Here is a 13,311-nt window from a genome sequence, read left to right on the forward strand (position 1 = left end):
CTCGCGAGCAAGCTCGCTCCTACAACAGGTGGTCGTGCGGACAAAAGCCGGGTTAGACTCCATGGTCCTGCCCAACCCGCTCAGTGATGCTTTCCGATGCTTGAACAGTACGTCAAAAAGATCCTCACCTCGCGCGTTTATGACGTTGCCGTAGAAACCCCGTTGCAGACTGCCCGCCAGCTCTCCGAGCGGCTGGGCAACAGCATCTGGCTCAAGCGCGAAGACTTGCAGCCGGTGTTCTCGTTCAAGATTCGCGGCGCCTACAACAAGTTGACCCAGTTGAGCGACGAAGAGCGCGCTCGCGGCGTGGTCACCGCGTCGGCGGGCAACCATGCGCAAGGCCTGGCACTGGCGGCGAAGGTGCTGGGTGTGAAAGCGACCATCGTCATGCCCAAGACCACCCCGGAGATCAAGGTCGAAGGCGTGCGTTCCCGCGGCGGCAAAGTGGTGCTGCATGGCGATTCGTTCCCGGAAGCCCTGGCCTACTCGCTGAAACTGGTCGACGAAAAAGGCTACGTCTACATTCACCCCTACGACGATCCCCACACCATTGCCGGGCAGGGCACCGTGGCGATGGAGATTCTGCGCCAGCACCCGCAACCATTGGATGCGATTTTCGTCCCGGTCGGCGGCGGTGGTCTGATCGCCGGCATCGCCGCGTACGTGAAGTACCTGCGCCCGGACATCAAGATCATCGGCGTCGAGCCGGACGACTCCAATTGCCTGCAAGCCGCCATGGCCGCCGGTGAGCGCGTGGTGTTGCCGACCGTGGGCCTCTTTGCCGACGGTGTTGCGGTGGCCCAGATCGGTCAGCACACCTTTGACATCTGTAAAGATCATGTCGATGAAGTGATCACCGTTAGCACCGACGAAATCTGTGCTGCCATCAAGGATATCTACGACGATACCCGTTCGATCACCGAACCTGCCGGCGCCTTGGGCGTGGCCGGGATCAAGAAGTATGTCGAGCAGCACGGTGTCAGCGGCCAGACCTTCGTGGCCATCGACTCCGGGGCCAACGTCAACTTCGATCGCCTGCGCCACGTCGCCGAGCGAGCGGAGCTGGGCGAGGGTCGTGAAGCCATCATCGCCGTGACCATTCCCGAAAAACCGGGCAGCTTCAAGGCGTTCTGCGAGGCTATCGGCAAGCGCCAGATCACCGAATTCAACTACCGCTACAACACCGGCAGCGAAGCGCACATCTTTGTCGGCGTACAGACCCACCCGGAAAACGACCCGCGCAGCGCACTGATCACCAGCCTGAGCGAGCAAGGTTTCCCGGTGCTGGACCTGACCGACAACGAACTGGCCAAGCTGCACATCCGCCACATGGTGGGCGGGCGTGCGGCGCATGTGGTCGATGAAGTGATCCTGCGTTTCGAATTCCCGGAGCGTCCGGGCGCGCTGTTCAACTTCCTCAACAAGCTCGGCGGGCGCTGGAATATCTCGATGTTCCACTACCGCAACCATGGCGCGGCGGATGGCCGGGTCGTCGCGGGCCTGCAAGTGCCCCACGACGAGCGCCACCTGGTGCCGGCGGCGCTGGAAGAAATCGGCTACCCGTACTGGGACGAAAGCGACAACCCGGCCTATCAGCTGTTTCTTGGCTAAAGGGCTACGCTGATGGGCAGGTCATAAGGAAATCGAACAATGGAAACGTTAACTGCCCTGAAAGCGGCGCACATGGTGGCCACTGTTGTATTGCTGGCTTGTGCGCTGGGTCTGGGAGTCTGGGTTTTGCTTGCGCGACGCAAGGGTGATGCGACGGCGGGAAGCCGCACCCTGCAGCGGCCACGTGTATTTGTCTGGCTGTTGATGGGGCTGGCGCTGCTGAGCATGCCGTTTACCGGCTGGTGGATGGTGCATCTGGTGGGCTGGCCGCTGGGGCAGACCTGGTTGCTGGCCTCCAGCGTGCTTTACACGGTGGCGGCACTGGCGTGGTTTTGGTTGCTGGTGCGACTGAACAAGCTGCGCAAGGCGCCGGGGGGCGTGGGTAAATTCACCTTTGCCCTGGCGTTGTTCAGCTTTGTCTGTTTTATCGCCATTGCCGGGTTGATGGGGGCCAAGCCTGTGTAGGAGCGAGCTTGCTCGCGAAAAACTCAAGATCGCCGCGGGGCATCAGGTGCCCCGCGTTATCGTTAACGACCATCGCGAGCAAGCTCGCTCCTACAGTAAGGCGATATCAGCCGCGCAGGCTGATCACCGGCCAGCCACGCTTCTCGGCCTCGGCCCGCAGGTTCGGATCCGGATCAACCGCCACCGGGTTGGTCACCTGCTCCAGCAACGGAAAATCATTCATCGAGTCGCTATAGAAGTAGCTGTCTTGCAGCGTAAACCCGGTTTCCTCCAGCCAGCGATTGAGCCTTGTCACCTTGCCTTCACGGAAGCACGGCACATCGGTGCTGCGCCCGGTGTAGCGGCCCTCGGCCATTTCGCACTCGGTGGCGATCAGGGTGTCGACGCCCAGACGCTCGGCAATGGGACCTGTGACGAAGCGGTTGGTCGCCGTGATGATCACCAGTTTGTCGCCGGCATCGCGGTGCTTCTTCAGCAGCTCAAGGCCCTTGGGCAGCACGATCGGTTCGATGCAGTCGCGCATGTAGTCGCTGTGCCACTGATCCAGCGTGGCCATTTCGGTGCGACCGAGGACTTCCAGGCAGAAGTTCAGGTAAGCAGCGTTATCCAGTTTGCCGGCCAGGTAATCCTGGTAGAACGCATCGTTGCGAGTCTTGTAGGCAACGGCGTCGAGAAGGCCGCGCTCGCACAGGTAATCGCCCCAGGCGTGATCGCTGTCACCGCCCAGAAGGGTGTTGTCCAAATCGAATAAAGCCAGGCGCATTGCAGTTACCCGCTGAAAAGTCAGTAAAAAGGCGACAAGAATACGGTCTTTTCACAAGAGTGCACATAAGGTAGGAACCTTCGTTGCCGCCTTCACGACCTTTGTGGAACAATGCGGCGACATGCGTTTGCGAGGTTGTTGCCGTGATCGACCCCGATGGATTTCGCCCCAATGTCGGGATCATTCTGACGAATGACGCCGGCCAGGTGCTATGGGCTCGCCGAATCAATCAGGATGCCTGGCAGTTTCCGCAGGGGGGAATCAACCCCGAAGAGACGCCGGAAGACGCCTTGTACCGCGAGTTGAACGAAGAAGTGGGCCTGGAGCGCGAAGATGTTGAAATTCTCGCCTGCACCCGGGGCTGGTTGCGCTATCGTTTGCCGCAACGTCTGGTACGTACCCACAGCCAACCGCTGTGCATCGGCCAGAAACAGAAATGGTTTCTCCTGCGCCTGATCTCCAACGAGCAGCGGGTGCGGATGGATTTGACCGGTAAACCGGAGTTCGATGGCTGGCGCTGGGTCAGCTATTGGTATCCGTTGGGCCAGGTGGTGACATTCAAGCGCGAGGTGTATCGACGCGCTCTCAAAGAGCTTGCCCCGCGCCTTTTAGCGCGCGACTGACGACGGAGTTCGACCCCGAGCCATGCTCAATACGCTGCGCAAGATCGTCCAGGAAGTTAACTCCGCCAAGGATCTCAAGGCGGCGTTGGGGATTATTGTGTTGCGCGTCAAAGAGGCCATGGGCAGCCAGGTCTGCTCGGTCTACCTGCTTGACCCCGAGACCAACCGTTTCGTGCTGATGGCCACCGAGGGCTTGAACAAGCGCTCGATCGGCAAGGTCAGCATGGCCCCCAATGAAGGTCTGGTCGGCCTGGTCGGCACGCGTGAAGAACCCCTGAACCTCGAAAACGCCGCGGATCACCCGCGCTACCGCTACTTCGCCGAAACCGGCGAGGAGCGCTACGCCTCGTTCCTCGGGGCGCCGATCATTCACCACCGCCGCGTCGTCGGCGTGTTGGTCATCCAGCAAAAAGAACGTCGTCAGTTCGATGAAGGTGAAGAAGCCTTCCTCGTGACCATGAGCGCGCAGCTCGCCGGCGTTATCGCCCACGCCGAAGCCACCGGTTCGATCCGTGGCCTCGGTCGTCAGGGCAAAGGCATCCAGGAAGCCAAGTTCATCGGCGTGCCGGGTTCGCCGGGTGCGGCGGTCGGCACCGCGGTGGTCATGCTGCCACCGGCGGACCTGGACGTGGTGCCCGACAAGAGCATCGCCGACATCGAAGCCGAGCTGGGGCTGTTCAAGACCGCTATCGAAGGCGTACGCGCCGACATGCGCGCGTTGTCCGCCAAGCTTGCCACGCAGTTGCGCCCGGAAGAGCGGGCCTTGTTCGACGTCTACCTGATGATGCTCGACGATGCCGCGCTGGGCAACGAAGTCACCACTGTGATCAAGACCGGCCAGTGGGCCCAGGGCGCGTTGCGCCAGGTGGTCACCGATCACGTCAACCGTTTCGAATTGATGGATGACGCTTACCTGCGCGAGCGTGCCTCGGACGTCAAGGATCTCGGTCGGCGCCTGCTGGCTTATTTGCAGGAAGAGCGCCAGCAAACCCTGGTCTACCCCGACAACACCATTCTGGTCAGCGAGGAACTGACGCCGGCAATGCTCGGCGAGGTTCCGGAAAGCAAGCTGGTGGGCCTGGTTTCGGTACTCGGTTCCGGCAACTCCCACGTCGCGATCCTGGCACGCGCCATGGGTATTCCGACGGTAATGGGCCTGGTCGATCTGCCGTATTCCAAAGTCGATGGCATCGACATGATCGTCGATGGGCACCGGGGCGAGGTCTATACAAACCCCAGCGACGTGCTGCGCAAGCAGTTCGCCGAAGTGGTCGAGGAAGAGAAACAGCTGGCCCTGGGGCTGGACGCGTTGCGCGATCTGCCGTGTATCACGGTCGATGGCTACCGCATGCCGCTGTGGGTCAACACCGGCTTGCTGGCCGACGTGGCGCGGGCGCAGAAGCGTGGTGCCGAAGGCGTCGGGCTGTACCGCACCGAAGTGCCGTTCATGATCAACCAGCGCTTCCCGAGCGAAAAGGAGCAATTGGCGATCTACCGCGAGCAGCTCGCCGCGTTCCACCCGCAACCGGTGACCATGCGCACCCTGGACATCGGCGGCGACAAGTCGCTGTCGTACTTCCCGATCAAGGAAGACAACCCGTTCCTCGGCTGGCGCGGCATTCGCGTCACCCTCGACCACCCGGAAATTTTCCTGGTGCAGACCCGGGCCATGCTCAAGGCCAGTGAAGGCCTGAACAACCTGCGGATTCTGCTGCCGATGATCTCCGGCACTCATGAGCTGGAAGAAGCCCTGCACCTGATCCACCGGGCCTGGGGCGAAGTGCGCGACGAAGGCTGCGACGTACCGATGCCGCCGGTTGGCGTGATGATCGAGATTCCGGCGGCGGTGTATCAGACCAAGGAACTGGCGCGGCAAGTGGACTTCCTTTCGGTCGGTTCCAACGACCTGACCCAGTACCTGTTGGCCGTGGACCGCAACAACCCGCGGGTGGCCGATCTTTACGACTACCTGCACCCGGCGGTGCTGCAAGCCTTGCAAACCGTAGTGCGCGACGCCCATGCCGAAGGCAAGCCGGTGAGCATCTGCGGCGAAATGGCCGGTGATCCGGCGGCGGCCGTGCTGTTGATGGCGATGGGTTTCGACAGCCTGTCGATGAACGCCACCAACTTGCCGAAGGTGAAGTGGATGCTGCGTCAGATCAACCTGAGCAAGGCCAAGGAGTTGCTGGCGGAACTGATGACCATCGACAACCCGCAAGTGATTCACAGCTCGCTGCAGCTGGCGCTGAAGAACCTCGGGCTGGCGCGGATGATCAACCCGGCTGCGGTCAAGCCCCTCTAGATCTGCGGGGCGTCCTTCGCGAGCAAGCCCGCTCCCACAGGAGGGACGCGCTCAACTGTGGGAGCGGGCTTGCTCGCGAAGGCGTCAGTGCCGGCAACACAAAACTAAAGCCTGATCTCCACTTCCCCCAGGTGCCCGCCATACGGCCCGAAACTGCGCTCGACCATATGCCGCGTCCCATCCGCCTGCACAATCAACGCCGTACTCGCCCGCGTTCCATAACTCTGGCTGGCAATGAACACGCTCGACAGCAACGTCTCGGTGGCCAGCCCCACTCCGGTATCCGGCAACTCGGCAAACGGCGCGGTCTGCGCATCGCTCAATAACGCCAGCAGCGCCTGAGGCTGCGGATCATCCAGCACTTCGCTCAATGCAGCCTTGGCCTTGAGTAACTTCGGCCAGGGCGTATCCAGCCCGGCATTGGATAAGCCGTAGACCCCCGGCTTCAGCATCACCGCGCTCGATTCCCGGGCGTTGAAGTGCCAGAGCTCGTGGGTGTTGCCAATCAGCAGGTTAAAACCACCATACTCCTTCGAATGGTCGACAACGTCGGCTAAATAGTCCTCAACTGGCAATTCCCCGGTGAGAAATCGCGCGACCAGCTCCCCGCGCGACTTGAGCCCTGGCGGTCGAAGGGGATCGCGGATGTTGGTCAGCGCTGCAAAACGTCCGTTGGCACCGATACCGAGCCAGGTGCCACCGGCCTCGAGGTCGCGCCCGGCATGTACGTGCGGCGCTTCAGGCCATGGCGCCAGAGGCAGGCTGGGGCGGGCGTAGAATTCATCGCGATTGGCCGCCACGACCAGCGGCTGGGCATGACCCGGGCGCCAGGCAAAAACGATCAGGCACATAAGGGAGTCCGTGTGTGTTTTTGCCCACTCTACGCAGACATCACTCATCGATCCATCGCCTTGCACAGTGGAGCTCGAGGCCATGCATCCGGTACCATGCCGCTCCGGTTTTGGGGATACGGGCGGGACAACCATGGAATTTCTGCTCTATCTGGCGCTCGGCGCCTGTGCAGGTGTACTCGCCGGGCTGTTTGGCGTGGGCGGCGGGATCATCATAGTCCCGGTGCTGGTGTTCAGCTTCAAGGCCCAAGGGTTCGATCCGTCGATCCTCACGCACCTGGCAGTGGGTACTTCCCTGGCGACGATCATCTTCACCTCGGTCAACGCAGTGCGTGAGCATCACCGCCGTCGCGCCGTGCTTTGGCCGATCTTCATGTGGATGACCGTCGGCATTCTGATCGGTGCCGGGTTCGGCGCCCTGACGGCGGAAGCGATTTCCGGCCCCAACCTGCAGAAACTCATTGGTGTATTCGCCCTGGTGATCGCCGCTCAGCTGGCGCTGGACGTCAAACCCAAGGCCAGCCGAACCGTGCCGGGCAAACTCGGTCTGACCCTGGCCGGCAGCGTGATTGGCTGGGCCTCGGCGATTTTCGGCATTGGCGGCGGTTCGTTGACCGTGCCGTTCCTGACCTGGCGCAGTGTGCCGATGCAGCAAGCCGTGGCCACTTCATCGGCCTGCGGTCTGCCGATTGCCCTGGCCAGTGCATTAAGTTTCATGATTCTGGGCTGGCACGATCCGTTGCTCCCGGCCCATAGTCTCGGTTTCATTTATTTGCCGGCATTGCTGGGCATTGCCCTGACCAGCATGGTGTTCGCCCGATTGGGCGCGCGACTGGCCCACCGATTGTCGCCGAAGTTGCTGAAAAGGCTGTTTGCCGCTTTGCTGTTCTGCGTTGGCCTGAACTTTCTAGTCTGAAGCATCTGCTCTGACGCACAGCGCAATCCTGGCTTAATCCTGAGGTGGCAGCGTCGCCCGGGAATTTTTAAGATTTGAACTCTAACGAGGAGTCGCAATGCTGCCTTACCCGCAGATCGACCCGGTGGCCCTGGCCATCGGTCCGCTGAAAATCCACTGGTACGGTCTGATGTACCTGATCGGCATCGGCGGCGCCTGGCTGCTGGCGTCCCGCCGCTTGAACCGCTTCGACCCGACCTGGACCAAGGAGAAACTCTCCGACATGGTGTTCTGGATGTCGATGGGGGTGATCGTCGGCGGGCGATTGGGTTATGTGCTGTTCTACGATCTGCATGCCTACCTCGCCAACCCGACGCTGATTTTCGAAGTGTGGAAGGGCGGCATGTCGTTCCACGGTGGTTTCATCGGTGTGATGCTGGCGGCGTTGTGGTTCGGCAGGAAGAACAACAAGTCGTTCTTCCAGCTGATGGATTTCGTCGCGCCGATGGTGCCGATTGGCCTGGGTGCCGGGCGTATCGGCAACTTCATCAATGCCGAGCTGTGGGGCAAGCCGACCGACGTGCCGTGGGCGATGATCTTCCCGCCGTTCAGCGACCCGTCGCAGCTGCCGCGTCACCCCTCGCAGCTGTACCAGTTCGCCCTCGAAGGCGTGGCGCTGTTCCTGATCCTCTGGCTGTTCTCGCGCAAACCGCGGCCGACCATGGCGGTGTCCGGGATGTTCGCGCTGTTCTATGGCATCTTCCGTTTCATCGTCGAGTTCGTCCGCGTACCGGACGCCCAGCTGGGCTATCTGGCCTGGAACTGGCTGACCATGGGCCAGGTGCTGTGCGTGCCGATGATCGTCGGCGGTCTGTTGCTGATCTGGCTGGCGTATCACCGCGCCCCGGCATCTCCAGCAGCAGCCGTATAAATTCGAACCCCGCAGCGATGGCTGCGGGTTCAAGGAAACAGGTAACTCATGAAGCAATATCTCGAACTGGTCGCCCACGTCATCAAGAACGGCACCAAACAGGCCAACCGTACCGGCGTGAACACCATCAGTTTTCCTGGCGCGATGCTGCGATATGACCTGCAGGAAGGCTTTCCGGCGATCACCACGCGCAAAATGGCGTTCAAATCGGCCGTCGGCGAAATGTGCGGATTCCTGCGTGGCGTGAACAACGCCGCCGAATTCCGCGCCCTGGGTTGCAAGGTCTGGGACCAGAACGCCAACGAAAACGCCCAGTGGCTGGCCAACCCGTTCCGTCAGGGCGAAGACGACCTCGGCGAAATCTACGGCGTGCAATGGCGAAAATGGCCGGCGTACAAGCAGATCCCGCTCAGCAACCCGGCCGCCATCGAGCAGACCCTGAAGCAAGGCTATCGCCAGATCGCTGAAGGCGAAGAAAACGGCCAGGCCTACGTGGTGCTGTACAAGGCCATCGACCAGGTCCGCCAGTGCGTCGATACCATCATCAAGGACCCGGGTAGCCGTCGTATCCTGTTCCACGGCTGGAACTGCGCCCAGCTTGATGAAATGGCCCTGCCGCCGTGCCACCTGCTGTACCAGTTCCACCCGAATGTCGAGACCAAGGAGATTTCCCTGACGCTCTACATCCGCTCCAACGACCTGGGCCTTGGCACGCCGTTCAACCTCACCGAAGGTGCAGCGCTGCTGAGCCTGATCGGTCGCCTGACGGGCTACACGCCGCGCTGGTTCACCTATTTCATCGGTGATGCCCACGTCTACGAAAACCACCTGGACATGCTCAACGAACAGCTCAAGCGCGAGCCGTTCCCGATGCCGAAACTGGTGATTTCCGAGCGTGTGCCGGAGTTTGCCAAGACGGGCGTGTATCAGCCGCAATGGCTGGAGCTGGTGGAGCCGAGCGATTTTTCGCTGGAAGGCTACGAACACCACGCGCCAATGACCGCGCCGATGGCGGTCTGACGCTTCACGCTATCCCCCTTGTAGGAGCGAGCTTGCTCGCGATGGACGTTAACGATGACGCGTATTGTCTGACGACCCACGTCGCCCTTGAGTTCATCGCGAGCAAGCTCGCTCCTACAGAGGGAGGGTGGTGTTCTCAATGGCCGTGACTGCGGCCTACATGGGAATGCTCAACCTCCGTCGCCACAACCCCGCCGCTTACTTCCAGCCGCTGCAAAATCCCGCATTGATCGACACCCGGCCGCTCGCCGCAGCGTTGGCGCAGGTCGAGCAGTTGTGTCTGCAAGGCCAGCAAGCCGTCGATCCGCGCCTTGACGTGATGGATGTGCTCGTCGATCAGCGCGTTGACGCTTTCGCACTGGTCCTGCGGACTGTCGCGAAACGCCAGCAGGCTGCGGATTTCTTCGAGCGTCATGTCTAGGGTGCGACAGTTGCGGATGAACGTCAGGCGCTCGGCGTGGGCCTGGGTATAGACGCGATAATTACCGTCACTGCGGGCTGGTTCCGGCAGCAGGTTCTCGCGCTCGTAGTAGCGGATCGTCTCCACGGCGCAGTCCGTGAGTTTCGCCAATTCTCCAATTTTCATGACGCCAATCTCCAAAACTCCAGAAAGGGTGCTTGACCCTATAGTGGCTACAGGGTCTTTACTTGGCAACAGGCACTCTTATGGACGCAACCAATGAGCGATTCCCTGCATTCCCACAAACCCGGGGCTGAACACGAGCACAGCCACAAGCTCAAACCCGTGCCAAAACATGGCCATGGCAGTCACGGCGACTCCTGCTGCTCATCTAAAGCGGCAGCGCCTGCGCTGGTAAAACTGAGCGAAGCGCCGACGCCCGGGGCCCGACTGAGCAGTTTTCGCATCGAGGCCATGGACTGTCCAACCGAACAGACGCTGATCCAGAACAAGCTAAGCAAACTGACCGGGGTGCAGCAGCTGGAGTTCAATCTGATTAATCGGGTGCTCGGCGTGACCCACGACTTGCCCGATATCGAGCCGATCGTCGAGGCCATCAAGTCCTTGGGCATGCATGCCGAGCCGATGGATCAGGGGGCTGAAACCCCGGGGCCGGCGCCGCGGAAAAAGCCGTGGTGGCCCCTGGCGCTGTCCGGTGTTGGTGCATTGCTGGCGGAAGTTATCCACTTCACCGGTACCGCACCGAACTGGGTGGTGGCGGTTATCGCACTGGTCTCGATCCTCAGTGGTGGCCTGGGTACCTACAAAAAAGGCTGGATCGCTCTCAAGAACCGCAACCTGAACATCAATGCGCTGATGAGCATTGCCGTGACCGGCGCGGTGCTGATCGGCCAGTGGCCGGAAGCGGCCATGGTGATGTTCCTGTTCACCGTGGCCGAATTGATCGAAGCCCGATCCCTCGATCGTGCGCGCAATGCCATCGGTGGCCTGATGCAGATGACCCCGGACACGGCAACGGTATTGCAGGCTGACGGGACCTGGCTTGAGCAGGATGTCAAAACCATAGGGCTCGGCGCGCGGGTACGGGTGCGTCCCGGTGAGCGTATCGGCCTGGACGGCGAAGTGCTGTCCGGTCGCTCGACCATCGATCAGGCGCCCATCACTGGTGAAAGCCTGCCGGTGGAGAAAACCGTCGGCGACAAAGTATTCGCCGGCACCATCAATCAGGCCGGCTCCCTGGAGTACGCAGTGACCGCCGCGGCGGACAACTCGACCCTGGCCCGCATCATCCACGCCGTCGAGCAGGCTCAGGGTGCGCGGGCGCCGACCCAGCGTTTCGTCGACAGCTTCTCGAAAATCTACACCCCGGCGGTGTTCGTCCTGGCCTTGGCCGTGGCGGTGATCCCGCCAATGTTCATGGGCGCGTTGTGGTTCGACTGGATTTATCGGGCGCTGGTGCTGCTGGTGGTGGCTTGCCCGTGTGCGCTGGTGATTTCCACACCGGTGACCATCGTCAGTGGCCTCGCGGCGGCGGCGCGCAAAGGCATTCTGGTCAAGGGCGGCGTCTATCTGGAGGGCGGTTACAAGCTCGACTACCTGGCCCTGGACAAGACCGGCACCATCACCCACGGCAAACCGGTACAGACCGATTACCTGTCGCTGGACCCGACCGTCGATGAATCGGCGCCAGCCATTGCCGCCGCGCTGGCCGGGCGCTCGGACCACCCGGTTTCCCTGGCCATCGCCACAGCGGCTGTGGATAAACCAATTGCGCCGCTGATTGTGGATAACTTCGAAGCCTTGGGCGGGCGTGGCGTGCGCGGCGAGATCAACGGCCAGCTCTACCATTTGGGCAACCATCGTCTGGTCGAGGATCTGGGCCTGTGTTCGCCGGCGCTGGAAGAAAAGCTGTTTGCCCTTGAAAAGCAGGGCAAGTCGGTGGTGCTGCTGCTTGATTCGTCCGGTCCGTTGGCGTTGTTCGCCGTCGCCGATACGGTAAAGGCAAGCAGCCGCGAAGCTATCCGGCAACTGCATGACCTGGGCATCAAGACCCTGATGCTCACCGGCGATAACGTCCACACCGCGCAGGCTATCGCTGCACAAGTCGGTATCGACGAGGCCAAGGGCGACCTGTTGCCGGGTGACAAATTGCAGGCCATCGAGGCCCTTTATGCCCAAGGGCATCGGGTCGGCATGGTCGGCGACGGCATCAACGACGCCCCGGCACTGGCGCGTTCGGAGATCGGTTTCGCCATGGCCGCCGCCGGCACCGATACCGCGATTGAAACCGCCGATGTCGCCCTGATGGACGACGATCTGCGCAAGATCCCGGCATTCATCCGCCTGTCACGCCAGACATCGAGCATTCTCAAGCAGAACATCGCCCTGGCTTTGGTCATCAAGGCGATCTTTCTTGGGGTAACCTTCGCCGGGGTCGCTACCATGTGGATGGCGGTGTTCGCCGACATGGGCGTGAGTTTGCTGGTGGTGTTCAACGGATTGCGCCTGCTGCGCAAGTGAAGGATGAGGGACGGTTGTGCTGAGTGCCGAGCTGAAGGCGTTTTACATGGTGGCCCGCCTGGGCAGCATTACCCAGGCTGCAAAAAAGCTTGGCCTGAGCCAGCCGACGGTGACGACGCAGATCCGCAACCTCGAAAGTCAGTACTCGGTCGAGTTGTTCTATCGTGGCGGCCGGCGTCTGAGCGTCAGCGAGGAGGGCGCGCGGCTGCTGCCGATGGTCAAGGTGCTGATGCAACAGGAAGCCGACATCGAGTTTTTCCTGCGTAACTGCGGCCAGGTCCAGGGCACATTGCGTATTGCCGCCACGGCGCCGTATTACATCCTCGACCTGGTGAAGACCTTTCGCGAGCGACTGCCGCAGGTTGAGGTTTCGGTGGAAATCGGCAACTCCCAGCAAGTGCTCGAAGCGCTGGAGGAATACCGGGTCGATGTCGCGGCGTCGTCGCAGTTGCTCGATGACGCGCGGCTGATTCGCCGGGTGCTCGGCAGCGATCCGCTGGTGCTGGCGGTGCATCGCAATCATCCGCTGGCGGTTCACGATCACGTACCGCTCGGCGCCTTGGCCGGGCATACCCTGCTGATGCGCGAACCGGGCTCGACCACCCGTCGCCTGACCGAAGAATTGCTCACCAGTGCCGGGGTGTGTTTCGGCCCGCTGCTGGAAATCGGCAGCCGCGAGTCGATCCGCGAAGCGGTGTTGCGCAACATAGGCATCAGCATCATTGCCCGCCAGGAAGTCCCGCACGATCCGCAGTTGCGGGTGCTGACCATCGAAAATGCGCCGCAAATCCCGGAATACCTGTATTGCCTCAAGGAGCGTAAAAACGCGCGGCTGCCGGCGGCGTTTCTGGGGTTGGCGCAGGAAATGGCTCCGGCCTGAGATCAGTGGTGACAGTACCGGCCCCTTCG

Annotated in this window: 12 protein-coding genes; 9 read left to right on the forward strand and 3 right to left on the reverse strand. The window is 61.6% G+C overall.

Going from position 1 to position 13,311, the window contains the following annotated elements:
- The first annotated feature begins 96 nt into the window (after positions 1-96).
- Both ilvA and ACEN8Q_RS24600 read left to right on the forward strand, forming a co-directional pair.
- Positions 97-1,611 carry a threonine ammonia-lyase, biosynthetic gene (ilvA, locus tag ACEN8Q_RS24595; RefSeq protein ID WP_413421869.1) on the forward strand — a complete coding sequence of 505 codons (1,515 nt, stop codon included), beginning with the start codon at positions 97-99 and terminating at the stop codon, positions 1,609-1,611.
- A gap of 39 nt (positions 1,612-1,650) precedes the next feature.
- Positions 1,651-2,076, forward strand: a complete 426-nt coding sequence (locus ACEN8Q_RS24600; protein ID WP_007976406.1) for a DUF2269 domain-containing protein — start codon at positions 1,651-1,653, stop codon at positions 2,074-2,076.
- A gap of 106 nt (positions 2,077-2,182) precedes the next feature.
- Here ACEN8Q_RS24600 and ACEN8Q_RS24605 read toward each other — a convergent pair whose 3' ends face one another.
- Positions 2,183-2,839 (reverse strand): HAD family hydrolase, encoded by a 657-nt coding sequence (locus ACEN8Q_RS24605; protein WP_413421867.1) that lies wholly within the window; start codon positions 2,837-2,839, stop codon positions 2,183-2,185.
- A gap of 143 nt (positions 2,840-2,982) precedes the next feature.
- Between ACEN8Q_RS24605 and ACEN8Q_RS24610 the strand changes: the two genes are divergently transcribed.
- Both ACEN8Q_RS24610 and ptsP read left to right on the forward strand, forming a co-directional pair.
- Positions 2,983-3,462: an RNA pyrophosphohydrolase gene (locus ACEN8Q_RS24610; protein ID WP_003229203.1), complete on the forward strand. Its 480-nt coding sequence runs from the start codon at positions 2,983-2,985 to the stop codon at positions 3,460-3,462.
- Between the two features lie 22 nt (positions 3,463-3,484).
- A complete protein-coding gene (ptsP, locus tag ACEN8Q_RS24615; protein ID WP_413421864.1) occupies positions 3,485-5,764 on the forward strand; it encodes a phosphoenolpyruvate--protein phosphotransferase in 2,280 nt (759 codons plus the stop codon).
- A 104-nt stretch (positions 5,765-5,868) separates the two neighbouring features.
- Here the strand turns inward: ptsP and ACEN8Q_RS24620 are convergent, their stop codons facing one another.
- Positions 5,869-6,615, reverse strand: a complete 747-nt coding sequence (locus ACEN8Q_RS24620) for an NRDE family protein (RefSeq protein ID WP_413421862.1) — start codon at positions 6,613-6,615, stop codon at positions 5,869-5,871.
- Between the two features lie 133 nt (positions 6,616-6,748).
- Between ACEN8Q_RS24620 and ACEN8Q_RS24625 the strand changes: the two genes are divergently transcribed.
- The 3 genes from ACEN8Q_RS24625 (at position 6,749) to ACEN8Q_RS24635 (ending at position 9,461) form a co-directional block, all read left to right on the forward strand.
- Positions 6,749-7,531: a sulfite exporter TauE/SafE family protein gene (locus ACEN8Q_RS24625; RefSeq protein ID WP_111285325.1), complete on the forward strand. Its 783-nt coding sequence runs from the start codon at positions 6,749-6,751 to the stop codon at positions 7,529-7,531.
- 97 nt (positions 7,532-7,628) lie between these two features.
- A complete protein-coding gene (lgt, locus tag ACEN8Q_RS24630; protein ID WP_413703843.1) occupies positions 7,629-8,441 on the forward strand; it encodes a prolipoprotein diacylglyceryl transferase in 813 nt (270 codons plus the stop codon).
- Positions 8,442-8,489: 48 nt separating this feature from the next.
- On the forward strand, positions 8,490-9,461 hold the full coding sequence (locus ACEN8Q_RS24635) for a thymidylate synthase (protein WP_413421859.1): 972 nt from the start codon (positions 8,490-8,492) through the stop codon (positions 9,459-9,461).
- Between the two features lie 136 nt (positions 9,462-9,597).
- Here ACEN8Q_RS24635 and cadR read toward each other — a convergent pair whose 3' ends face one another.
- Entirely contained in the window at positions 9,598-10,047 is a 450-nt protein-coding gene (gene cadR / locus ACEN8Q_RS24640; protein ID WP_111285329.1) for a Cd(II)/Pb(II)-responsive transcriptional regulator, read from the reverse strand.
- 93 nt (positions 10,048-10,140) lie between these two features.
- On the opposite strand from cadR, the gene ACEN8Q_RS24645 reads away from it, so the two are divergent.
- Complete coding sequence (locus ACEN8Q_RS24645) at positions 10,141-12,402, forward strand: heavy metal translocating P-type ATPase (RefSeq protein ID WP_413703844.1); 2,262 nt, start codon at positions 10,141-10,143, stop codon at positions 12,400-12,402.
- A gap of 16 nt (positions 12,403-12,418) precedes the next feature.
- Positions 12,419-13,282, forward strand: a complete 864-nt coding sequence (locus ACEN8Q_RS24650; protein WP_413703845.1) for a LysR family transcriptional regulator — start codon at positions 12,419-12,421, stop codon at positions 13,280-13,282.
- The last annotated feature ends 29 nt before the right edge of the window (positions 13,283-13,311 follow it).

Source organism: Pseudomonas sp. Pseusp16 (assembly GCF_047324915.1).
Taxonomy (GTDB): Bacteria; Pseudomonadota; Gammaproteobacteria; order Pseudomonadales; family Pseudomonadaceae; genus Aquipseudomonas; species Aquipseudomonas fluorescens_CD.

Bases quoted from the DNA above. Each gene is read 5' to 3' on its own strand.
- ilvA (WP_413421869.1), top strand. From the start codon at position 97: ATGCTTGAACAGTACGTCAAAAAGATCCTCACCTCGCGCGTTTATGAC.
- ACEN8Q_RS24600 (WP_007976406.1), top strand. From the start codon at position 1,651: ATGGAAACGTTAACTGCCCTGAAAGCGGCGCACATGGTGGCCACTGTT.
- ACEN8Q_RS24605 (WP_413421867.1), bottom strand. From the start codon at position 2,839: ATGCGCCTGGCTTTATTCGATTTGGACAACACCCTTCTGGGCGGTGAC.
- ptsP (WP_413421864.1), top strand. From the start codon at position 3,485: ATGCTCAATACGCTGCGCAAGATCGTCCAGGAAGTTAACTCCGCCAAG.
- ACEN8Q_RS24620 (WP_413421862.1), bottom strand. From the start codon at position 6,615: ATGTGCCTGATCGTTTTTGCCTGGCGCCCGGGTCATGCCCAGCCGCTG.
- ACEN8Q_RS24625 (WP_111285325.1), top strand. From the start codon at position 6,749: ATGGAATTTCTGCTCTATCTGGCGCTCGGCGCCTGTGCAGGTGTACTC.
- lgt (WP_413703843.1), top strand. From the start codon at position 7,629: ATGCTGCCTTACCCGCAGATCGACCCGGTGGCCCTGGCCATCGGTCCG.
- ACEN8Q_RS24635 (WP_413421859.1), top strand. From the start codon at position 8,490: ATGAAGCAATATCTCGAACTGGTCGCCCACGTCATCAAGAACGGCACC.
- cadR (WP_111285329.1), bottom strand. From the start codon at position 10,047: ATGAAAATTGGAGAATTGGCGAAACTCACGGACTGCGCCGTGGAGACG.
- ACEN8Q_RS24645 (WP_413703844.1), top strand. From the start codon at position 10,141: ATGAGCGATTCCCTGCATTCCCACAAACCCGGGGCTGAACACGAGCAC.